This window comes from Pectobacterium carotovorum (assembly GCA_016415585.1).
GTDB classification, from domain to species: Bacteria; Pseudomonadota; Gammaproteobacteria; order Enterobacterales; family Enterobacteriaceae; genus Pectobacterium; species Pectobacterium carotovorum_K.
Genome location: CP066552.1, coordinates 2267077 through 2289961 on the forward strand (window position 1 = coordinate 2267077; position 22885 = coordinate 2289961).

At 52.2% G+C, this 22885-nt stretch carries 15 protein-coding genes and 1 pseudogene; 4 read left to right on the forward strand and 12 right to left on the reverse strand.

Annotated features, from left to right (window positions below):
- Positions 1–38: 38 nt before the first annotated feature.
- From JFY74_10065 to JFY74_10100, 8 genes and pseudogenes are all read right to left on the reverse strand, one after another.
- On the reverse strand, positions 39–530 hold the full coding sequence (locus JFY74_10065) for a hypothetical protein (GenBank protein ID QQG30509.1): 492 nt from the start codon (positions 528–530) through the stop codon (positions 39–41).
- 208 nt (positions 531–738) lie between these two features.
- A complete protein-coding gene (locus tag JFY74_10070; GenBank protein QQG30334.1) occupies positions 739–1221 on the reverse strand; it encodes a hypothetical protein in 483 nt (160 codons plus the stop codon).
- Between the two features lie 48 nt (positions 1222–1269).
- A complete protein-coding gene (locus JFY74_10075; GenBank protein ID QQG30335.1) occupies positions 1270–1599 on the reverse strand; it encodes a hypothetical protein in 330 nt (109 codons plus the stop codon).
- Between the two features lie 41 nt (positions 1600–1640).
- Positions 1641–2126 carry a hypothetical protein gene (locus JFY74_10080; GenBank protein ID QQG30510.1) on the reverse strand — a complete coding sequence of 162 codons (486 nt, stop codon included), beginning with the start codon at positions 2124–2126 and terminating at the stop codon, positions 1641–1643.
- A gap of 59 nt (positions 2127–2185) precedes the next feature.
- A complete protein-coding gene (locus JFY74_10085) occupies positions 2186–2443 on the reverse strand; it encodes a hypothetical protein (protein QQG30336.1) in 258 nt (85 codons plus the stop codon).
- A gap of 633 nt (positions 2444–3076) precedes the next feature.
- Positions 3077–9856 (reverse strand): annotated as a pseudogene (locus JFY74_10090) (hemagglutinin repeat-containing protein).
- A 27-nt stretch (positions 9857–9883) separates the two neighbouring features.
- The gene (locus JFY74_10095; protein ID QQG30337.1) at positions 9884–10399 is read right to left on the reverse strand and encodes a toxin-activating lysine-acyltransferase; all 516 of its coding nucleotides are present in this window, start codon (positions 10397–10399) and stop codon (positions 9884–9886) included.
- A gap of 11 nt (positions 10400–10410) precedes the next feature.
- Positions 10411–12153, reverse strand: a complete 1743-nt coding sequence (locus JFY74_10100) for a ShlB/FhaC/HecB family hemolysin secretion/activation protein (GenBank protein ID QQG30338.1) — start codon at positions 12151–12153, stop codon at positions 10411–10413.
- A gap of 345 nt (positions 12154–12498) precedes the next feature.
- On the opposite strand from JFY74_10100, the gene JFY74_10105 reads away from it, so the two are divergent.
- The 4 genes from JFY74_10105 (at position 12499) to tyrR (ending at position 18174) form a co-directional block, all read left to right on the forward strand.
- Positions 12499–13896, forward strand: a complete 1398-nt coding sequence (locus JFY74_10105; protein QQG30339.1) for a YcjX family protein — start codon at positions 12499–12501, stop codon at positions 13894–13896.
- Positions 13893–14936, forward strand: a complete 1044-nt coding sequence (locus JFY74_10110) for a TIGR01620 family protein (GenBank protein QQG30340.1) — start codon at positions 13893–13895, stop codon at positions 14934–14936. The genes JFY74_10105 and JFY74_10110 overlap by 4 nt, the downstream gene beginning before the upstream one ends.
- A 30-nt stretch (positions 14937–14966) precedes the next feature.
- Positions 14967–16469, forward strand: coding sequence for a M20/M25/M40 family metallo-hydrolase (locus tag JFY74_10115; protein QQG30511.1), 1503 nt, complete (start codon positions 14967–14969; stop codon positions 16467–16469).
- A 136-nt stretch (positions 16470–16605) separates the two neighbouring features.
- Positions 16606–18174 (forward strand): transcriptional regulator TyrR, encoded by a 1569-nt coding sequence (tyrR, locus tag JFY74_10120; GenBank protein ID QQG30341.1) that lies wholly within the window; start codon positions 16606–16608, stop codon positions 18172–18174.
- A 55-nt stretch (positions 18175–18229) separates the two neighbouring features.
- On the opposite strand, the gene JFY74_10125 is transcribed toward tyrR, so the two are convergent.
- The 4 genes from JFY74_10125 to mpaA form a co-directional block, all read right to left on the reverse strand.
- The gene (locus JFY74_10125; GenBank protein ID QQG30342.1) at positions 18230–20350 is read right to left on the reverse strand and encodes a calcium-binding protein; all 2121 of its coding nucleotides are present in this window, start codon (positions 20348–20350) and stop codon (positions 18230–18232) included.
- A 26-nt stretch (positions 20351–20376) separates the two neighbouring features.
- Positions 20377–21159 (reverse strand): hypothetical protein, encoded by a 783-nt coding sequence (locus JFY74_10130; protein ID QQG30343.1) that lies wholly within the window; start codon positions 21157–21159, stop codon positions 20377–20379.
- Between the two features lie 340 nt (positions 21160–21499).
- Positions 21500–22003, reverse strand: coding sequence for a thiol peroxidase (gene tpx, locus JFY74_10135; GenBank protein QQG30344.1), 504 nt, complete (start codon positions 22001–22003; stop codon positions 21500–21502).
- A 79-nt stretch (positions 22004–22082) separates the two neighbouring features.
- On the reverse strand, positions 22083–22802 hold the full coding sequence (gene mpaA, locus JFY74_10140) for a murein tripeptide amidase MpaA (protein ID QQG30345.1): 720 nt from the start codon (positions 22800–22802) through the stop codon (positions 22083–22085).
- Positions 22803–22885 lie beyond the last annotated feature (83 nt).

Below are 22885 nucleotides of genomic sequence, written 5' to 3' on the forward strand. Positions count from 1 at the left end.
AGAGTGGATAATGTCGCGCTGTTTTTTCGCTGCAATCTCTATGATCCGATCCCACTGTGCATTGGATGCCAGCCATTTCCTTCTTTCGCGCTGTAGCGCACGTTTTGCAGTGGTATGCGCTGCCACTGGCCATTGCTGTCCTGCACGATTTCGCTGGCAATCGCACGACATTGATAATGCAGCGTATCGGTCTCCAGCTGGAATTCATATTTTTTGCCTTTTTCCGGAATAAAGCGGGTGGTAATAAGGCAGGTGTATTTGCTTTCAACATAAACGTTGATAATTGCTGTTTCAACATCGGGCACTAATGGTGCTTCGTAGTAGTCAATATCGTATTTCTCTCCGGATATTTTTGGCATTCCACGATCTTGGGTATTTTGTAATACCCATTCACTGGAACGAATAAGACCGCCAGTGCGTTTGCCGTTTAACGTCTGGTAAATACTCGTCTGTTCTGTGTTATCTACGATACGTACCCACGGGGAGTTATTGGTTTCATGGGGCGGAATGAAAAAAGAGTTGTTTGGCATAATCGAACAGCCTGAAGAGAGGAGTGTTATCATTGCCAGATTATTTCGCAGTAACTTTTTCACTTGTTTCATTCCTAATGGGTTTGAAAAGTAATGAGTATTTTACAGTAACGCTGCGCTCAGTTTTTTTAAGACTAACAGCTCCCCACCAGAGGTGGGGAGTGCAATATTATAAAGGCGTCATTATTTTAATTAGCGTATTTCGTTATCATTTAATTGGTTGTAAAGAAATCGCTATTTCCAGCACGATATCAGAATAGCATTTATCGCCGTTGGCTGATGCTCTCTTAAGTTCATCAAGTGCATAAACGATATCCACCCTGGCTCCCAGGCGGAACAGCTTTTTATCTTCATCATCGATATGGCTATAAATGCTTTCTTCAATGACAGAGCTATCATCCAGCAGCAAACTGAAACAATTATCTACTGGAGAGGGATCTTGTCCTGCTACATAGGTTCTTGTGATCGTGCCAGATCGGTGCAGTAAACGCATTTTTCCCTGTTCAATGCTACTCCACCACTCTTTGGAACCAAAAAGACCATGTGTCCCTTTGAGTCCCATAAACGGTTTCGATTGATCCAGCGTTAATCGTTGCACCTGCATGACATATTCAGGGTTAGATTTAAGCTCGGTTGAAAGAAGATAAACAAACTTCATCAGAACAGGGCTGTCACGCAGTTGTAATATCATGATGAAACCTTTTTATGATTTTATGCGCAATGGGATGTGAACTGTAATCTATGGCTTTTCGCGATGCATTCTGGGAAATAGATCGTTGATTTTGTGATTATCAATCCACTGTTCAACCTGTTGTCTGTTCTGAATATGGCTGAATTTTGATGCAGGATAGAGATAAGAAGTTGTATTTCTTCCCTTATTTCTCGAGTAAAAACTAAACATCTGTGATTCTTCCCATAAGTAATCATTTAGTTGATCGAGTAATGATTCAGCATCAGCGATTGCAAGAAGGGCATCAGGTAAATTGCCAAAGCAGTTATTTACCATAACGGCGATTCTGCCGTGTTTGTCCATCGCAAACCAAGTGAAAACGGTGCCAAATTCAGGCACCTAGTTTTTATCCAGTACAACTATGTTTTGATATTTAAAAATTAAATGCCACTGTGCATCGGATGCCAGCCACTGTCTGCCCTAGCTGTGTAACGTACCGTACTTAATGGCTTCAACTGCCACATACCATTACTGTCTTTCACGATTTCACTGGCATGAACGCGACAGCGGAACCGCAATGTATCGGTTTCCAGTTGGAACTGATAAAGCTTCCCTTCTTCCGGCGTGAAATAAGTATCCACAAGGCAGGTATGCTTACCTTCAACGTAAACATTGACGACTTCGGTTTCTGCACCTGCAATGAGTTGCGTTTCGTAGTAGTCAATATTGTATTTCTCTCCGGCAACTTTTGGCATCCCCCGATCCACTGTATTCTGTAATACCCACTCACTGGAGCGTATTAGTCCACCTTTGCTTTCACCATTGAGCATTTGATAAAGGCTGGTTTGCTCAGTGTTATCGACAATCCTCAGCCATGGGGCATGAGCACTTTGAGGTGGGGGGACGAAAAAAGTATGGTCTGGAATAAAGGCACAGCCTGCAGCGGTCAGAATGACCGCTGCGTTCGCAGAACGCAGCAACCGTTTCACCGTTTATCTCCTTTACTGTATTCCATGCGCATATGTATCCAGACACCCAGGCCAATGACTGGCCCTGAAGCGATGCCAATTCGCAGAGCCTTAGTCAGTAACGGTTGCCATTGCATACCTGATGGCATTTGCAGGATAAACTGGTAGTAGAGCCATACCCCAAAATAGACAAGTGCCACCGTGCAGGAGAGCGCCAGGAAGCAGCCTCCCATCAGAAAGAAAAGTGTACTAAAGCGAGGTTTTTTTGTACTCACGGCTTATTTTCCTTGTTGATCCTGTGGTTTCTTATCAATTGCTTTCTGGATTACTGTCCCGGTCCCCTCAGAAACAGCGGATCCAAAAGTACTTCCCAGCATATCCGCTGCAGGTTTCGGCAATTTCGTACCCGCTGCGCCACTGATAATGGTCGACGTAGTGGCACCGGCAACGTTACCGACACCAGCGCCAGTAACAGCCCCAGTAGAATCTTGATCACCCTTAATTTTACTGCCAACATAGGCTCCGCTCATCCCCCAAACCTGGGTTGCCAGAAAGCTCTTCCCAGTGGTGACGGCGCTGACGCCTGTAGCAATTAAAGCATCGGTGTAACTTATTTTTTCACCCGGTTTCATCGTTATTACCTGGTTATTAATATTGGCTGCACCACCGATGAGTCCATTGACTGTGATTGCTCCACCTGTCACTGTACTACCTCCACCGAGTGTCAGGGCATTAACCATAAAGAAGCCCCAGGCTTGCAATAATCCTCTTACCGGATCCTGATTCTCGGAAAGGGTGCCTCTGTTGTAGATGCGTAGTGATTCACTGACCTGCTCAGGTGTTTTACCCTGCTCAATCTCATATTTGGCGAGTGACACCGCACCAGAACCCCAGGACATCATACCAGGGCTTAACAAATCATTGTTGTCCACTGCATTTTTACTGGAATCATGTGCAGTGATAACACCAGAAGAAGTATCCGTGCTGAGCCCGCCAGCAAGGGCTCCTGCCAGTGATGCCAGATTGCTAATCTTAGTGCGCTCTTCTGGTTTGAGATCTTCCGTTTTAATACCAGGGTATAAATATTCACGAATAGCACGTGCAGCGAGTTCTCCACTCGTCGCGCCTATGGCGCCTGCAGCAGCATTTGTTCCTGACAATTCCGCAACCACACCGCCTAATACAGCATGTCCAATGGCATTTGCCGCAATTTGACCGGCAGTAGGGTCTTCATCAAAACCTACTGTCATGCCTTTTACTACTCCAGCCATATAAGGCGCAGCTCCTGCGGCCAGCGCTTTCGCAGGGTCTCCACCAGCCAGAGCAGTAATTGCAGCCGCAGCAGCTCGAACTCCACGGTCAAGATCACCCCCTGCCTTATACTGGTCACTCACGCTTTTATAAGCTTCTGTGTTTTTGACTCGATTCCAGTAAACATCACGCTTTTCTTTACCATCCCACTCCCCAGCTTCTTTAATTCCCGCATTGTTCGCCTGAATCTGGCCTTGAGTCAGGGTAATATCGACAGCCTGATTCGCGATATCACCAATCAATCGCAATCGGCTTAGGCGCTGCTGTTCCTTCGCTTTATCGAAGATTGGGCTGATACTTTGGTTAGCATGCTCGACATCGCGGCTTAGTTCGCTGACATCCTGCTGTTGGTTCGCCTGATCTCGGATAATCAGCGATCCTGGAGAAACGGCAGCATAAGTCGTACCGGAAGCATTCCCATCGCTGCCACCCGCTCCCAGGCCATTGGCTGCCAGATTCTGCACGGCGTTTTTCAGCAGATCCTGTGCGCCCAGCCCGCCAGTGCTGATACCAACGCTGCTGTGCGATACTTCAAACGCTGCACTGTTGTCGATATTGCTGAAGCCCAGCGTGCCAGTACTGAGACGGTTTTTATCTTCGCTGGCGGTGCTGCCAATCACGGCGCCGTCCAACTGCGTATGGTTACCGACGTTGATATCGAAGCCGCCGTCACCCGCGAAGATGCCGGTTTGTTCCTGCACACTGTTATAGGTGCTGTGGATTTTATCCTTCGCCACGTTGGCGCTGACGCTGCCTGTCATGCTGCCAAAGGTAAAGCTGGCGCCTGCTGAGCTGTTCTTCTGCTTCGAGTCGTAGTTGTTAACGTCCTGCTCACTCTGCAACGTCAGGTTACGGCCGACATTGGCGACTACCTGATCGGCACTCAGCTGTGCGCCGCGCAGGGTGGTGTCACGCCCGCTGTTGACCGTCAGCTTATTACCGGCGTCGACGGTGGTTTCAGTATGTGTCAGGCCATCGCCATTCTCGTTACCGGAACCTTTACTGGCGTTGGCAAACACGCTGATTCCTGCACCGCCCTGGCCCGCACCGATGCTGATGCCCACGCCGCCGCCGCTGCTGCTGTTCTTGCCGGTCTGCAACTGGGTATTCTGCGCTGACAGCAGGTTGATATCGCGGTTTGCCGACAGCAGCACATCGTTGCCTGCTTTCAGCTGGCTGCCGCCGATGGTCAGATCGCCATCGGCGCCATTCTCTGAACCGGTCGCCACCAGGTTGATGTTGTTGCCCGCCTGCACGGTGCTGCCAGAGGCGTTGACTGCTTCGCTGTGGCTCTTGCTCTTCGACTTCGAGGTGCTCAGCGACAGGCTGACACCAATGGCGTTTTGGTCGGTGGCGTTCTGCGATGCCAGTACCGCCGCCTGAGCGGCCTGTACGCCTGCCAGACCGGATTTCAGCTTCTGCAGCGATGCCATACGGCCATCCTGCTGCTCATCGGCGGCTTTCGCGCTGGTGTAAGCGGTATTGATCGCGCTGCCAATCGCGCCGGACAGCGCCAACGTCAGACCCGTCTGTTTGCGCTCGTAAGTGGTGTCGGTGGTGCTCTGGTTATTCGCGGCATCAATGGTGATATTGTTCGCCACCATATTGATGTCGTTACCGGCGATCACGTCAGAACCCTGCACGGCAATATGATTGCCCGCCACCAGGCTGGTATCGCCATCGACGCTGCCCAGCGTGCTGTTGTTGTGGGTCAGCGCCGCGGTATCGGAGGTCGAACTCTCTTTGATCGAGCCGACAAAGAAGCCAATGCCGCCGCTGCTCATTAGGCCTGACTTGGTGGTTTTCTTCATCGACCAGCTGTCGCGGCTCTCTTCAGCCGCCGTGACATTGAGGTCATTCCCGGCACGCAATGCCAGATCCCGATCCGCCGCCACATCGCTGCCGGTGATATTCAGGTTGTTACCCGCAGTGAGGGAGATATTTTCCCCGCCCAAGCTACTGCCGTTCGCCAGCGTGGCATCGTAACCGGCGCGGGTGGTGGTGGTGCGTTTCGACAGGAAGCCGGAACCTTTCACCTTGGAGTTCATATCGAGATATTCCTGACTGCTGGCGCTGCCGAGGTTGATATCATTGGTGGCCGTCAGCGCAAGCTGCCGATCGGCATTCAGTTTCGCCGCCTGAGCGTTAATATTATTGCCGGCATTCAGCGTGATATTGCCGTCGCTGGTGACGTCACTGCCCTGAACCTGAGTCAGCCTCTGCGTGACGTGGTTATCTTTATCCCATACCACCTTGTCGCTGCTGCCGGTGGTAATGGTGGTCATGTTGATATCGCGGGTAGCGGCGATCTGCGTCTGACTGTTTTCACCGGAGCTAACCACCTGCGCGGCCTGTAGATTGACATCACGGCCTGCCTGCAGCAGCAGTTTGCCGTCGTCACCCTGTACATACATGCCCGCCACGCGATCGATGTTGTCACGGCTGAAGCGGTTGCTGCCGTTCTGGCTCTCGGCGTGGTTGGTCTCGCTGGCGACGGTGATATCACGTCCGGCCAGCGCCAGCAGGGTATCGGTCGCACGTATCGTGCCACCGGTATTGGTGATGTCGTTGGTCGCCTGCAGCGACACGGATTTACCAGCGATGATGCCGCCCACATTGACGATATCGTCGCCGGAAATGCTGACCAGTTGGGTGGCGCTGATGCGACCGCTGTTCAGCATGCCGCCGCTGATGCCGATGCTGACGTTCTTACCCGCCAGCAGTGCGCCGCTGCCGTCCATATCGCCTTGCTGCACCTGTGCATACACCTGCGGTACCAGCACATTCTGGGTGGTGCCATCCGGCATCTTCACATCCTGCGCCACCAGCCACACCATATCCTGAGTGATCTGTTTCATCTGCTCGGCGGTGAGCGCCACGCCCGGTACTAGGCTGAATTTTTTCGCGAAGCTGACGCCCGCTTCCATCAGGCCTTTGTATTGATCTTCATCGCTGGTGTAATCGGCCAGATAACGCTGACTGACCAACTCAACAATCTGCTCACGCACCAGACGCTGCTCGTAGAAGCCATCGCCGAGACGTTTTTGCGTAATCGACGGATCGGCTTGCAACTGTCTCAGCATATAGTCGGAACTCAGCCAGGTTCTCTGATTGGTGAAACGTGGATCGGTTTCGATCAGATAGCTGCTGATGGCGTCCGGCAGGGTAGTGAACAGGCTGCCGGTTGGCAGGGAAGCGTCCGGCGTCATGGAACGAATCACATCGGTGTTCTGTCCGGCCACTTCCACGCGCTGTGCGGCATAATCCGCCAGCGATGGCGCGCTGCTGGTCGCCTGGGTATTCTCCTTCATCACGCTCGGGCTGAGGCTGATGGACTGAATTTCCGTTGGTGGAGTATAGGCGGACGCTCTGGCTTTCTGGCTGTCAGTGCCTTTCTTATGAATACGATCCCACTCAATCACCTGTCCGACTTTTTCCGTCAGTTTCTGACTGGTGACTTCGGTGTTCACCAGTTCTTTGACGGCGGTCAGCAGGCTGCCGCCAGCAATAATCTGGCTCTTGTCGTTCAGGAGCTTATCGCCGACGAGTGAGATCTGGCCGCCTGCGATAATTTTCGCTGGATCGCTCTGTGCGATCTGTTCTTCGCGCACCGTTTCGGTGTAGCTGTACTGATAATAGTGGTCACGGCCACACACCACACCTTCAATACAGATATGACGCACTTCATTTTTGTAGAAACTGATGTTGTAGTCGTCAGGGCTATAGTGAACGCCATTATTCAGGTCGACCACCATATACTCATTTTTCTGCTTCTGTGACAGCTGTACGAAGTGGGTTACAAAATTGTCGTTGATATTGTTCAGCGCGGTGAAGCTGAGCGCCATATTGCCTACCGATTCGATAGTCGAGCTGTGGTTGTTGATTTCACCCGCTTTGCCGGTCGCCAGCATGTCCGCATCCAGCACGCCGCCGATGGCTATATCACCATTGCTGTAGATCAGGGAGTGGTCGCGGTTATTCAGCGTACCGATGCCCAGATCCAGACGCTGGCGCGCCGCGATGGTGGCGCCGCTGTTATTTTCCGCCAGATTATTCAGCGTCGCGGCGTTGATCGCCAGGCCGTCGCCATAAATACGGCCGGTGCCGATATTATTCACGGTGCTGGCATTGATGCGGGTCAGCACGCCGTCGATCAGGCCACGGTTGCTCAGCGTATCGCTGGCGTTCAGCGTGGTCTGCTGCGCGCTCAGTTCGCCTGTTACTTGGTTGTCGATGTTGCTGGCCTGCACATTCAGCTTACCGCCTGCGCCAAGCAGCGCTGTATTGATCAGACTATTGTTTACATTCAGCGTCAGATCGCCGTTCGCCAGCGTTTTATTGTTGTTACTGAAGCCGTCCGCGAAGCTGAGATCCATATCACCAAGCGACAGAATTTCACCGCTGCCATGAATCTCGCGACCGCGGAAGATCAGCTGCTGACCTGCCACCAGACGACCCCCTTCATTGCTGATACGCAGATCGTTGCTGGTGGCTGCGGCGCGGGAGAGGGCGCTGGTGTTTTGCTCATCGAGTGTCAGCTGTTTATTGGCGGAGATCTGCCCCAGATTGTTGTGCAACACCGGCGTGGCGATGGCCAGATCGCTGGCGGCGGCCAGCGTACCGTTCTGATTATTCAGTTCATTGCTGGCCGCAACATCCAGCGAGCCAGAACCGGCCGCCATGATGGTGCCGCTCTGGTTATTCAGGCTGGCGCTCTGTACGCTGAATTTTTTGGCATTGGCCGCGATGCGGCCATTCTGGTTATTAATGCTGTTGCTGCTGAGTTGCAGATCGCGGTCGCCGCTTTGCAGTAACTGTCCGCCACGGTTGCTGATAACTGGCGTACTGACCTGTAGCGCATTGGCGTTAATGACGCCACGATCGTTGCTGAGTTTACCGGCAGCAGAGAGTTTCAAGTCGCCACTTGCCAGCAACTGCGCGTCGTCGGTGATGATATCGCTGCTGCTGGTCAGCGTGGCGTGATGCGCGGCGGTATCGCTGCCGCTGAGATCAATCTGGCTGGCGCTGGCGTTCAGATCGCCACCGGCCAGCGTCTGACCCTGGCTGGTCAGTTTGCCGTCGCTGGCGAGTGTCAGATTGCCGCTGTCGGCCAGCGTGCCATCGGTTTTCATCCCTCCGGCGATGGCTGCGCCTTTGCTGTTGCGGATGGTGGCGCCGCGCACACGGGTGTTGCCTTTGGCGGCGATCAGGCCGCTGTTGGTCACCTCGTCACTGGCGGTGGTGCTATGGTCGCGCTGGGCAAACAGGGTGCCGCTGTTATCGACTTTTTTACCGCCCAGCAGCAGGTCCTGTCCGGCATTGACGGTGCCGCTGTTAACGATGTCGCCATTAGCGTTAATGGTGATATCACCCGCCTGCGTACCGAGTGTGCCTTTGTTGCTGACGCCGACCCCTTGCTCGGTCGCCACCAGACGGATTTTACCGGCATACATGCCGCCCAGTTGGGCGACGTCGATCGCCAGCGTCGGCTTGACGTCGCTGCTGTCGCTCTCCGCTGTAGTGCTGGCGGTGGCGCTGTTGTTATCGACAACGCTATTGTTATCGACAACCCTATTGTTATCGGCGGCCACTTCGTTTTTACCGGTGGTGACGGTCATATCTTTCGCCCAGATACCGGCATTCACTTTCACGGTGCGGGCAATCAGATCGGTGTAGTCTTGCCGGCTGCTGTCCATGCCAGCGCCTTCAACCACGATCTCACCATTGCCCACGCGGTAGCCGCGCAGTTCGCCGTTGGTCATCTGCGGCGTGCCGGTGGTCAGGGTGGCGCGGTTGGCGTTAATGAAGCCACAACCATCGCAACTGATGCCCGCCGGGTTGGCAATGACCACCTGCGCCTTACGGCCTGCGACTTCGACGTAGCCATTCAGCTTGCTTGGGTCACGCGAATTGACCTCGTTAAGAATGATTTTGGCTTCGCCTTTCGCCAGCCATGGGTTACCCGCCACCCAGCCACCCATCTGGGTCTGTACTTGCTTATGCGAGTTATTGAGGATGGCACCTTTGTTATCGACGTCAAACTGGGTGTATTTGTTGTGCGAAACACCACCCGCGCTCGGCGTCTGGATATTGACCTGCGGCGTGCCGTTGGCGCTCTGCATGACATTCGGCTGCTGGCCGCCTGGGGCGCTTTTGTCGGCAACAATCCCTGCCGCCAGCGCCTGTGGCGCGAGCGTGACCAGACCGAGTGCGGTCATGGTCAGGAAGGCGGTGGGCTTCATCCGGGCAATCAGCTGGCTCAGCGTATGGCCGACGCCGTTTGCGCCGCTTTTACCCTGGCCGCGATTGATTTCGGAAACCACCATTAACAGGCCGCGAGCCTTGTTGAAAATGATGCGATAGAGGTTCTTATTCACGGAAAGTTATCCCTGCTAAAAGTGATGTTAAGCAACCAGCGGCGTGTTCTGCTGCCAGAGTCTGAATTGTTGTTGTGTGACGTCATCGCCACGGAATTGCAGTACCCGTTGTCCGCGTTCCGCCCCTTTGTGGTACAGCGCCCGGCCACATAAGTGGGGAAACAGCGTGCCGCCGACGATGCGGCGAAACGCCTGTTGATCGCCGAATGGCGCGACCCAGTCGCGGAACCACAGGCGGTTGCCGCTGGTCCAGTCCTGCGGCTGCACCAGAATGCCGGGGCCGGTGAGGTAGCGCTGTTCCGCTTCTTCATCCATCCACGCCCAGCTAAGGAAAAACAGGGGCTTATCATCGCGGCTGGCGATAACAAACTGCTGATGTTTGATGGCGGGCAACAGCAACGTCGGCAGCACACTGAGCGGAATATCGCGGTGCTGTTCCGAATGCATCCACAGCCAGACCGCCGCGCCAAGCGCTTCCGCTTCGCTGAACTGACCGCCGAGCAGCGGGGCGGTTAACTGATAGCCATTAACAGGAATCTTCATCACGCGCCTCCTTAGTACTGCCAGCTGAGGTTGAAACCGAGGGTGACCGGGCTGGTGTGGAAACCTTCCGGTTTGGAGAACGGCACACCGACAAACAGGTCGTAGCCCGTGTTAAAGGCGTTGCCGCGCAGGCCAAGGACGCCGCCCGCCAGATGTTTTCCGGCGAGGTAATCACGCGAGCCGTCAACTTCGCCGTAGTCAGCGCCGAGATACAGTTCCTGATTGGGCAGCGGCGTGCGCCAGGCCAGATCGTTGCGCACGAACCAGCCGTTGTCGGCCGTCAGGGTGCGTTCACCGTCAAAGCCGCGCACGGTCCAGCGGTTACCAATCGACAGTTGATCTTGAGGCGTTAGTTTGGTGTGGTTGATCTGGCGCAGATACTGTACGTTGTAGCGGAAGGTCTGATTGCCCAGCGTAAACGGCACATCGAGTTGTGCATTCAGCTGGATAATTTTCGCCAGCGCGGTACCTTCATCGAAATACTCTTCCTGCGCCGGAATAGCGCCGAACCAGCGAGTGCCGCGCTGGTAGCTCACTGCGGCATCAAGCGTGGTGGCACCGAAGTAGTGGCGGTGTTGCAGGCCCAGACGCCAGGCGCTGGTTTTACGCCGCTGCACATCCACTTCGGTATCGTTGACGAAGTTCTGTGATTCGCGCGTCAAAATTTCATAGCTCATCGAGGTTTTCTGACTGCCGCTGCGGTACAGCACCCGGCTCAGCTGGAAGTTAAGGTTTTTGCTGTTGCCGCTGTAGTTGTAGTCTTCATACGCGCCCGCCACATTCTGGTTGTAGTCGTAGCCGCTGGCGGTGACGCCCGCCATCCAGTAACCGAACGGCACAGAGTAGTGCAGCATGTAGTTCTTGCTGCCTTTTTCGCTGCCGGATTCAAGGTCATGGTTGCCGGAAATGTAGAATAGATCGCTGAGCGCGAAGGGATTGTCGATATACAGCGTCAGGCCGCCTTGATAACGACCGGTGGTTTCGGTGCCGGAGTCATCGAGCGTCGCGCCGAGACGCCACATTTTTTCCTGTTTCCAGGTCACATTAATGTCGCTTTCGCCTGGCTGTTCGCCTGGAACAATCGCCATTTCTGCCTGTACGGTTGGCACGCGCTGCAGGTTTTCCAGCCCCTGCTCGATATCACGCAGATCCAGCAGTTCGCCTTCACGCGCTGGAAGGGCGCTCCAGAGGCTCACGTAGCGATCGCTCTCTTTGGTCAATGTGATCTGGCGCGTTTTGCCTGGAATCAGGGTGAGATGCAGGGTGCCGGTTTTCAGGTTTTGCGGTGGTGCCATCACGCGCGCGGTGACGTAGCCATGGTCGATCAGACGGTTTTGCAGTGCGCTCATCAGCAGGTTGACACCCTGTGCGCCCAGGCACTGACCTTTACCCTGATCGGCCAGCTGTTGCAGCGGGATACGTAGCCAGGAGGGGAAATCTTCTTTGCCGGTCAGGATAATGTGATACAGCGTAAAGCACTGTTGTTCCTGAGGAAATTGCAGCTTAGTAAAGAATGAAGAGGGAGCCTGCAAACGCACATCGGGCGTTTGTGGCGCTAATTGCTGTTGCATCGCACGCTGGCGATCCTGCTGGTTGATATTTAGCTGTTCATCCACCCGGTCCGGTGCGGCAAGAGGCGTCAGATTATTATCTGCCGCCCAGCTGCTTGCTGAGGTGGTCAATAAAATAAATAGCGCAAGCTGGCTGAGACGCGCAGGTTGATACCCGTCAGTGAACGACGCATTCCATAGCATAATTAATTAACCTGAATTATTAATTGTTATTGGGACACCATTCGTTTCCAGAAACAATTGGTTACTTGGTACAATTTCAGGTTATATACGTTAACAATTTGTTTGCTAAGAGTTGTCCTATTGCTTGCTAAGAGTTGTCTTAAAATTATCGTTTCTTTACATTTTGGCGGTAAAAATACGGTATGAGATAGGTGAGCACGGTTGAATTTATGTCGACGTGAGTGAGGTGTTTGTCTGATTTTATTATATTGATACGATATATCTATCTCTCAGCGATATATCGTTTTCAACGACATACAGTTCTTAACAGAATATCTCTCAACCAAAGGAGTGATGGTTCATTCGATGAATCGACTACAGAACGAAATTAACTCTCTGGTCAATCGCGGCGTGGATCGCCACCTGCGTCTTGCCGTCACCGGGTTGAGCCGCAGTGGCAAAACCGCGTTTATCACCGCGTTCGTCAATCAATTATTGAATACCCACAGCGGTGCACATTTGCCGATGTTTTCCCCCGTGCGCGAAGAGCGTTTGCTGGGTGTGAAACGCGTGCCGCAGCGCGATCTGGGTGTGCCGCGTTTTGCCTATGATGAAGGCATGGCGGCGCTGTATGGTTCCCCGCCGGATTGGCCGACGCCGACGCGCGGCGTGAGTGAGATCCGTCTGGCGCTGCGCTATCGCTCCAAGGATTCGTTGCTGCGTCATTTCAAAGACACCTCGACGCTCTATCTGGAAATTGTCGATTACCCCGGCGAGTGGTTGTTGGATCTGCCGCTGCTGGATCAGACCTATCTAAGCTGGTCGCAGCAGATGAGCGGCTTGCTGCAAGGGGGGCGCATCGAGTGGGCAAAACCTTGGCTGGCGTTGTGTGAGAAAATCGATCCGTTGGCCTCGGCCGATGAAAACCTGCTTGCCGAGGTGGCACAGGCCTACACCGACTATTTGCACCGTTGCAAACAGGAAGGGCTGCACTTTATTCAGCCGGGTCGATTTGTGCTGCCGGGCGATCTGGCGGGCGCGCCGGTGCTACAATTCTTCCCTTGGCCGCAGGTGAATAATATTGGTGAGGCTAAGCTGGCGCAGGCGGATGAGAAAACTAACATCGGCATGCTGCGTAAGCGTTTTGATTATTACTGTCAGTCGGTCGTCAAAGGATTTTATAAGGATCACTTTGTGCGTTTCGATCGGCAGATTGTTCTGGTCGATTGCCTGCAACCGCTCAATAGCGGCATTCATGCGTTTAACGATATGCGGCTGGCGCTGACCCAACTGATGCAAAGCTTTCATTACGGGAAGCGTACGCTGTTCCGGCGTTTGTTCTCGCCTTGCATCGACAAGCTGATGTTTGCGGCGAGTAAAGCGGATCACATTACCGCTGACCAGCACGCCAATCTGGTGTCGTTGCTTCAGCAACTGGTGCAGGAAGCGTGGCAGAACGCCGCGTTTGAAGGCATCGATATGCGCTGTGAAGGCATTGCGTCGATCCAGTCAACGCAGAGCGGGGTAGTCGATCATCAGGGTCAGAAAATTCCGGCGCTGAAAGGGCATCGACTCAGCGACGGTCAACCATTGACGGTCTACCCCGGTGAAGTGCCTGCGCGTTTGCCGGGCGCGGCATTCTGGCAAACGCAGGGCTTCCACTTCGATCAATTTCGTCCGCGAGAAATGACGGTAGACACGCCGTTGCCGCATATCCGGTTGGATACGGTCATGGACTTTCTGTTAAAGGATAAATTGCGATGAACGAGCCACTGAAACCCCGCGTCACGTTCGATGACGTCTCACCGCAAGAGCCACAGCCGCAGTTGCGTGCCGGGTTGGCATTTGATGAGCAGAGCGGCACACCGTTTTCTCCTATCAGCCGCGAAGAAGAAGTACCGGAAGAAGGCGCGGCGGAAGAGGTGATCAGTGCGGCGCTGCGGCCGAAGCGCAGCCTGTGGCGGCGTATGGTGATGGCGGGGATCGGGCTGTTTGGCGTCAGCGCGCTGGCGCAGGGCGTGCAGTCGCTGCATAACGCCTGGGTGCAGCAGGACTGGATTGCGCTGGGCGGTATTACCGCAGGCAGCCTGATTGTGGCGGCGGGCGTCGGTTCGCTGGCTGTCGAGTGGCGGCGGCTTTATCGCTTGAGAGAACGTGCGGAAGAGCGCGATGTGGCTCGCGATTTGCTGCACAGCCACGGCGTGGGGCGTGGGCGCGAATTTTGTGAAAAACTGGCACGGCAGGCGGGATTGGATAGCGGCCATCCGACGATACAGCGTTGGCAGGCTTCGCTCCATGAAACCCACAACGACCGCGAAGTGCTGGAGCTTTATGCGCGTCTGGTTCAGCCCGCACTGGATACACAGGCACGGCGTGAGATCAGCCGCTCGGCGGCAGAATCCACCTTGATGATCGCCGTCAGCCCGCTGGCGCTGGTGGATATGGCCTTTATTGCCTGGCGTAACCTACGTCTGATTAATCGTATTGCCGCGCTGTACGGCATCGAACTCGGCTATTTCAGCCGTATTCGCCTGTTCCGTCTGGTGCTGGTCAATATCGCGTTTGCTGGTGCATCGGAGCTGGTGCGAGAGATTGGCATGGACTGGATGTCGCAGGATCTTGCCGCTCGGCTATCAACCCGCGCCGCGCAGGGCATTGGCGCAGGCCTGCTGACCGCACGTCTGGGCATCAAAGCGATGGAACTGTGTCGCCCGCTGCCGTGGCTGGATGACAAACCGCGCCTCGGTGATTTCCGCCGCGAACTGATTGGTCAGGTGAAAGAAACGCTGCAAAAAGGGCGTTAGGGGTGAAGACGATGGTGCAGGTAGTGTGCCATCGTCGTTTATCGTTGCTTACCTGCCAGCGCACAGCTGGTACTGGCACCCGCCGATGCGGAACGTTACGCGCAAAATAGCTTCCCTGAATATCTCGAATTACTCACGTTGCCAAATGATGCTGCCGTGCCTGCGGATATCCAGCGTAATGCCGACTGGCTGGAAAAGGCTTTTCAGAAGCGTGGCTTCACCACGCAACAGCTGGCAAATGGTGATAAGCCGCTGGTTTATGCTGAGCTGGGCACGCCAAAAGCCGATCGTAAAACTATCTTGTTCTACATGCATTTTGACGGACAGCCCGTGAATCCGTCCGAGTGGCAAACGCCGCCGTGGCAGCCTGTACTGAAAGAAAAAGACGCTGCGGGCAAATGGCAGACGCTGTCTGAGTCACGCCTTCTGAAAGGGGATATCAATCCAGAATGGCGCCTCTTTGCTCGTGCATCGGCCGATGATAAAGGGCCGATCGTGATGTTTCTCGCCGCCATGGACGCCATGAAAGATAAGGGCGTTGAGCCTGCGGTCAACATCAAAGTGCTGCTGGATTCTGAAGAGGAAAAAGGTTCGCCCGGTCTGACGACGGTCATGGCTGACAATCTGACGCTGCTGAAAAGTGACGGTATGGTGATTTACGACGGCGCGATGCCGTCCAGCAATCGTCCTGGCATCAACTTTGGTAATCGTGGGTCAATCCAGATCGATATGACGGTTTTCGGTGCGAACGCGGCGGCGCACAGCGGCGGTTATGGCAATGTCATTCCCAATCCGGTGCAAAATTTGGCCACGCTGTTAGCTAGCATGAAAGATGCGGACGGTAAGGTCACGATCCCCGGTTACTATGACCGTGTCACGCTTAGCGAGAACGATAAAAAACAAGTCGCAGAGACCGCGCCGCCCTCGGGTTCGCTGGAGAAACGCTTTGGTGTTGCTCAGTTAGAGAAGGTCGCCAGCAATGCGGCAGAGGCGGTGCAATATCCTTCGCTGGATATTCTCGGCATTAAAGCGGGCGACACGGGCAAAAAGGCCTCGAACGCGATTCCGTCAACCGCGACGGCCAGCGTGAATATTCGCACCGTGCCGGAGACGCCACCGGATGATATGTATGCGCTGTTACGCCAGTATATCGCCAGCAAAGGCTTTCATATCATTGCCGGTGAAGCGCCTACGCAGGCCGAACGCGAGCAGTATCCGCATCTTATTTCCCTTAGCCTGACGGCTTATCCGAGCAGCGCCTATGCGGCCAGAACCGAGATCGATTCCCTGCTGGGGCACTGGGCGGTTGCGACTACAACCGCACCGCGCGGCATCGCACCGGAGAAGAATCGAATGATGGGCGGGACACTGCCGATGAGCGGCGCGGTCAGCGTATTGAAAGTGCCTTACGTCATCGTTCCTCTGGTGAATGCCGACAATAATCAGCATAGTTTTGATGAGAATTTACGCCTCGGTAACTATCTGGAAGGCATTCGAACCATTGTGGCGATGGCAACGACGCCGCTGTCTTAACCCCGTTTCGTCATTGACGTGGAAAAAACGTACAGATGTGTCAACTTTTGCTGCCACCTTACTTCATCCGGTGCAAACGAAAGGGTATTATCAGTAGCAATAGCCATATCGTGTCTCTTGAAGAAGGTAGCCGTTGATGCATCTGGAAGTGATTTGTGAAGACCGCATTGGTATGGTCCGTGAACTGTTAGATCTACTTGCGTCACGCAATATTGATTTACGCGGCATTGAAATTGCGTCTATTGGTCGTATCTACCTCAATTTTGCCACCCTCGATTTTGATGATTTCCGTCTGCTGATGACGGAAATCCGCCGTATTGACAGCGTCAGCGATGTGCGTACCGTGGCATTCATGCCGTCTGAGCGCGAGCACCGGGCGTTGAATGCGCTGTTGGAATCGATGCCTGAACCTGTATTCTCGCTGGATATGAAAGGAAAGCTGGAGCTGTTTAACCCCGCGGCGCTGGCGCTGTTTGAACAATCGGCAGAGACCATCAGCGACTTGACGATTGGCAGCATGATCCCCGGTTTCAATTTCGCCAGTTGGCTGGAGAAGAGTAGCGCCGTCGTGGCGGAGCGTGTGGTGCTTCGCGGTCAGGATTTCTTGCTGGAAATGACGCCAGTCCGTCTGGAAGATGATGCCGGGAAAGTGGCAACGGCGGGCGCGCTGGTGATGCTGAAATCGGCCGCTCGTATGGGCCGACAGTTGCAGAATCTCGCCGTGAACGATGAAAATGAATTCGATCATATCGTGGCGGTGAGTCCGAAAATGCGTCAGGTGGTTGAGCAGGCGCGCAAATTAGCAATGCTGGACGCGCCGCTGCTGATCGTGGGTGACACGGGGACGGGCAAAGATATGCTGGCGCGTGCCTGCCACCTGCGCGGGCCGCGTGGCAAAAATCCTTTCCTGGCGCTGAACTGCGCGGCGTTACCCGATGACGTGATGGAGAGCGAACTGTTCGGCCATGCGCCCGGCGCGTATCTCAATGCGCAGGAAGGCAAGAAAGGCTTCTTCGAACAGGCGAACGGTGGTTCGGTTCTGCTGGATGAAGTTGGTGAAATGTCGGCACAGATGCAGACCAAATTGCTGCGTTTCCTGAATGACGGAACATTCCGCCGCGTCGGTGAAGATCACGAAGTCCATGTCGATGTGCGAGTGATTTGCGCGACCAAGAAAAATTTATTGGAGCTGGTGCAGCGCGGTGAGTTCCGGGAGGATCTTTATTATCGCCTCAATGTACTCACGCTGATGTTACCGCCGCTGCGCGAACGTCCGGCGGATATTATGCCGCTGGCCGAGCTTTTCGTGGCGCGCTTTGCCGACGAACAGGGGGTTTCGCGTCCCAAATTGGCCGCAGATGTGGAACATTTCCTGCCGCAGTACGGCTGGCCGGGTAACGTTCGGCAGTTGAGGAATACCATTTACCGAGCGCTAACGCAGTTGGAAGGCAACGAACTGCATATGCAGGACATCGATCTCCCGGCGTTTTCGATTGATGCGCCGCAAGATGAAACTCTGCTTGATGGCTCGCTGGACGACATCAACAAGCGCTTCGAGCGCTCCGTGCTGACCCGCCTTTATCAATCCTATCCAAGCACACGCAAACTGGCGAAACGCTTAGGGGTATCGCACACGGCGATAGCCAACAAACTGCGGGAATATGGGCTCAGCCAACGCAAATCGTCGGGGGATGACGAGGAGTAAATAACAAAACGGCTGCTTGCGCAGCCGTTTTGTTATGATTAGAAGGATATCAGTCTCAGGCATACCATAAATCAGAAGAGGTAGGGAGAGTGAAACGATCTGTAATCATCTCTGAGTGTAATTGAACGTATTGGTCAACTAACTGCTCCATATTACCGGCATGTGAAGCTGCCGCATTAGAATAGTTAGGAACAACAAGCGATTTAAATTTCAGTCCCAGATCGCCAGCATCATAGTTTTCAATAATGGCTTCTGCGGGATCCAACTTAGCAAAAGAAGCCGATACGAAGAGTGTCGTCCCTGACAAGGTGTAGCGAACAATGAATTGATCGCCCAACGTGTCATCAATCATATTTCTGCTTCCTCCAAGCGCAGGCGAAAAATTCATCGGATTAGGGATCGCAGGATAAAACACAGCGGTATCACCGTCTTGAAGTATTACTTCTCCTCCGGGGTTGGGGGAGCTACTACGAATAATAAATCCACCTTTTAATTCTATGCCGAGATCTCTTTGGTTAGTTAACTGATTTATAGAAGAGAGATTAATGTAAAGTTTATCATCACTATCGGCATCTTTTATGGTATTTACGCCTTGAGTGATAACAAATTTATCCGCCCCTCCGTTACCGTAAATAATATTATCACCTCTTCCACCAACAATAATATTACTGTCACCATTACCGTATAATATATCATCAAATGATGTGCCAATAATGTTCTCTATATTCCTGATTGTCAGGGATCCGTTACCCTCACCTTCAAAGGGAAAGACCACTTCATTACCGACTAATGAAAGTTCTACGCCATGATTTATATGGGAAAGGTCAATCGTATCGCCATATCCAGTCTTAGACTCTAATAAGTCCACGATGATATTTTCATTAGATATAGGGAGTTCTTTTATGATAATCGTGTCAGAGTTATTTGTCCCTTCGACTTTCTCTACGCTATAAGCATAATCATGCCCTTTATAAATACTATATCCTTCAGAGGGTGATTTATCGATAGAGAATCTCCAGTTGTATAAAGAGCTATCTATTTTCTCAAAGCTAATACTGAGTTTAAGGGGGACTACGTTATCTCCACCATCACGAGTCGCATGATAGGATAATGTGTCGTAACCTGGCCCACCATCAATCATCGCACTGCCAGGAATTAGACCTAAATAAGTCGTAGGGACACCAAGGATGTTGTCATTTCCTATACCTGCATGCACGATGTAATTAAGATAGTTTGCTCTGTCACCTATCCAAAAATCCTTATAATCATCATCGCCTTGACTACCAGATGAGAATCCTAAATTTGTAGTTTGAAATAAGACTTTATCATAAGGTAATTTATTACCGGCTAAGAACGGATGATCGGCTGGCAGCGCGTAGGCTGTGCTAATAAAATTATTGGTTTGTTCGATAATCTCTTGCTGTGATTTATCGACATTTTCAAAACTGCGAATAACGGCATAAATAGATTCTAGTAAATTATAACTATCAATGGTTTCCTGGTTAGCCTGCAATGCGGCAATCAAGTCATAAGTGCCGCTATGCTCTTTTATGATGCGATCGACAATACCACTCCCCGTACGGATTTCTGCATTAATTTCTTCTGTGGTTAATAACCACTCCTCATAAAACCGATCATAACCCAAGAAAGGGAAAAGCATTGTGCCAGCCCAGCCCGTAAAGTCACCTTTTGGATAGATGTCACCTTGAAATACCTTTCTGGCAGCTTCAGCACCATCTAATACACCTAGTCCTTCTAATCCGGGAAGTAAGCCATTGTGGTTAAGTATATTTCTAACCAATTCAAATCCTATATTGTTTGATGCCTCATCGATTTTATTGTTAAGTATGCTTAACTCGAGTTCGTTCAGTTCTCCATAACGTAATTCATACTGTATCTTGGTATAATTCCTAATGAAAACGGAATATACGCTTGAGTCATTATTGACTTCACGCGCACCCTGTAACCAAGTATAGACCTTAAAATATTCACCTACATTTATGCTAGGTTCAGGAAGATAACTGAGGATTTTATCATATAGCGGAACAGCGAGCGATTTCGCTCCTGTGCCAGATTGAGTTAGCTGTTTATCAAGTAATGTTCTAAGCTCTTTCTGTTGTGGCTCAGATAGAATGAACCCGCCATTTCCGTAATGATATTCATAGGTAATTGCCATATATCCATCTCCATATTATATAAGGTTCAATTAGGGGGGCTTTTCTTCCATGGGTAATCTTTAACCACGGCCTGTTCTAGTTCGGCTCTCAGATATTTATCAAAGTTAATAACCTCAGTCAGCGGAAAATCCTTGGGGTTAAATTCATAGTGAAGGTTCACCGTAGGGAAAATTTTATAGCCGACTTCGCAGTCGGTTCCTCCTGAAATGGCAAACATACAAAAAATAGCGAGTCTCTTATTAAACGGAGCAGAATATACCTCAGGATCAATCAGCCAACTTCCTGCCTCCTCCACGTCATATCGATCCGGGCGTGCAGGGTTCTTCTCAAATAAACAGGCCGTCATGTTGGGAACCAGACCTGTCTGTTTTAAGCGATTTTCACACATCTTGTCATGGCGCTCGTCTAGATGAAGTCCCCAATGGCTCGGCGTTGAACTGAATAGCTGAAATTTTCGTAACGGCCAGGCTTTGGGCCAGTCAGGACGATCTCCCAGCTTTCCGTTGAAATTGCGGCTGAACAATAAACTTTGCTGGCTTAGTGGATTGCCTTTACACCCGAGAGGCTCGCTAGGATCGGGCGGGAGTGGCAGGGTTTCTCCATCGCGTAAAACAGGGTCGTGCAGGATACTGAGTTGATCGATAGAGATATGGAATATCGTATCCCGCAAGGCAACATAGGCTTTGCCCTCAGGGTCAGGGACGTGGCACTTTTGTGGATCAAACGTGAATGACGCCTCACTGTTCTGGCTAAAAGCAAGGCCAGAAAATAAAGCGGCTATTTGAAGAGGAAGTAATAATATTCTCAACTGTCATCATTCCTTTGAATAGTCATCGCATGTCAGTGTCAGCCATGTCAGCACTGCATTCTGTCTTCACTAATCATTATTCCATACAAAATACAGTGTCTATTACTAATGGCACGAGACATTAAAATTTGGCGAGAAAAACCATATGAAATAGAAGAGCTATCGCATAATCGATATATTCATATCATGATAATGATACAAGAAACATTAATAAAAATTCATGATTGAATGAGATGGAATAATTAACAGAGTAACTCGATTATATTTATGGTTAATAGACCGATATCAAATAACAAAACGGCTGCTTGCGCAGCCGTTTTTCACGTAATGCCAGTATCGCTTATTTCAGAACAGCCAGTGCTGCGTCGTAGTCTGGTTCAGTGGTGATTTCGTTCACCAGTTCGCTGTGCAGCACGTTGTCGTTTTCATCCAGTACGACAACCGCGCGAGCGGTCAGACCTTTCAGCGCGCCGTCGGCGATAGCAACGCCATAGCTCTCTTTGAACTCACCGCCACGCAGGGTAGACAGTACAACGACGTTGTTCAGACCTTCCGCACCGCAAAAACGGGACTGCGCGAACGGCAGATCGGAAGAGATACACAGAACAACGGTGTTATCCAGTTCAGAACCCAGTTGGTTGAATTTGCGCACGGACGCGGCACAAACACCGGTATCGATGCTTGGGAAAATATTCAGGATTTTGCGCTTGCCAGCATAGTTGCTCAGCGGGGTATCGGACAGATCTTTAGCCACCAGAGTAAATGCTGGGGCTTTGCTTCCTTTGGCTGGGAATGACCCTGCTACTGGCTCAGGATTGCCTTGAAAATGTACGTTCTGTGACATGTTTGCGTCCTTAATTACAGGTGATTAACACGCTGCTCAGTTTAGGGCAACATTAGCAACATTGGTATAAAAATTACGATTAAAATTGCTGGCTTAGCAATGCCACCATCGCTTTCAAGTAGCATTCGCTGGCGGCATCTGCCGAGATAGGCGGAAGCTCAGCGGTAATGCAATGAAGCGATCGATCGGCGCACCAGCTTCCGAAAGAGCCGGGTGTGTCGTAACCGACACTCGAAACGAGTGGCAGCTCGCACTGTTGTGCCAACCATCGACCCAATTCGGAACTTTGCGGATCTTCAATGCAGGCGAGTGGCTCATGAAAAGAGACAACCCAGTGAGGATTAAGTTTCTCAATCAGCGCACAAAGGTCTTTTGTTTCCGGTTCTGAACCTGCGGCTTCCCCTGTAGATAACTCGACATCGCGTTCATCTGCGGCACTATTCCAGCGATACACCGTTTTTCCCGCCTGCCAGTTGCTGGCCGGAAAATTGCGATTGAGATCGACACCGTTAGCGTTGGCACGCAGGCCCAACTGACAGCCATCCGGGTTCACCGCAAGAATCACATGATGGCGGCGCTGCCCTGAAAAAAGGGTACGAAGCGCGCAGGAAAGCGCCACAACCGCCGCGGTTTCATCGCCGTGTGTTCCGGCAATAATCAGCCCACTTTCCGATGGCGCTAATTCGGCTGGGAAATACAGTAGCGGTGCGCCCAGCAGAGATTTCCCGTAAGGTTCACCCAGCGAAGGCAAATTACCGCGTTGCTGGCGAGCCAGAAGAGGAATGATTGTATTTTCCATGATGTCGCCCTGTGATTACCTATACGTTTCATCATAAAAAAATCGGCTCAGAGACGCAAACCGCGATGCAAGCTGACAAATTG

Excerpts from the sequence above, each read along its gene's own strand:
- JFY74_10065 (QQG30509.1), bottom strand. The coding sequence starts at position 530 with ATGCCAAACAACTCTTTTTTCATTCCGCCCCATGAAACCAATAACTCC.
- JFY74_10070 (QQG30334.1), bottom strand. The coding sequence starts at position 1,221 with ATGATATTACAACTGCGTGACAGCCCTGTTCTGATGAAGTTTGTTTAT.
- JFY74_10095 (QQG30337.1), bottom strand. The coding sequence starts at position 10,399 with ATGAAGATTCCTGTTAATGGCTATCAGTTAACCGCCCCGCTGCTCGGC.
- JFY74_10100 (QQG30338.1), bottom strand. The coding sequence starts at position 12,153 with ATGCTATGGAATGCGTCGTTCACTGACGGGTATCAACCTGCGCGTCTC.
- JFY74_10105 (QQG30339.1), top strand. The coding sequence starts at position 12,499 with ATGAATCGACTACAGAACGAAATTAACTCTCTGGTCAATCGCGGCGTG.
- JFY74_10110 (QQG30340.1), top strand. The coding sequence starts at position 13,893 with ATGAACGAGCCACTGAAACCCCGCGTCACGTTCGATGACGTCTCACCG.
- tyrR (QQG30341.1), top strand. The coding sequence starts at position 16,606 with ATGCATCTGGAAGTGATTTGTGAAGACCGCATTGGTATGGTCCGTGAA.
- JFY74_10125 (QQG30342.1), bottom strand. The coding sequence starts at position 20,350 with ATGGCAATTACCTATGAATATCATTACGGAAATGGCGGGTTCATTCTA.
- tpx (QQG30344.1), bottom strand. The coding sequence starts at position 22,003 with ATGTCACAGAACGTACATTTTCAAGGCAATCCTGAGCCAGTAGCAGGG.
- mpaA (QQG30345.1), bottom strand. The coding sequence starts at position 22,802 with ATGGAAAATACAATCATTCCTCTTCTGGCTCGCCAGCAACGCGGTAAT.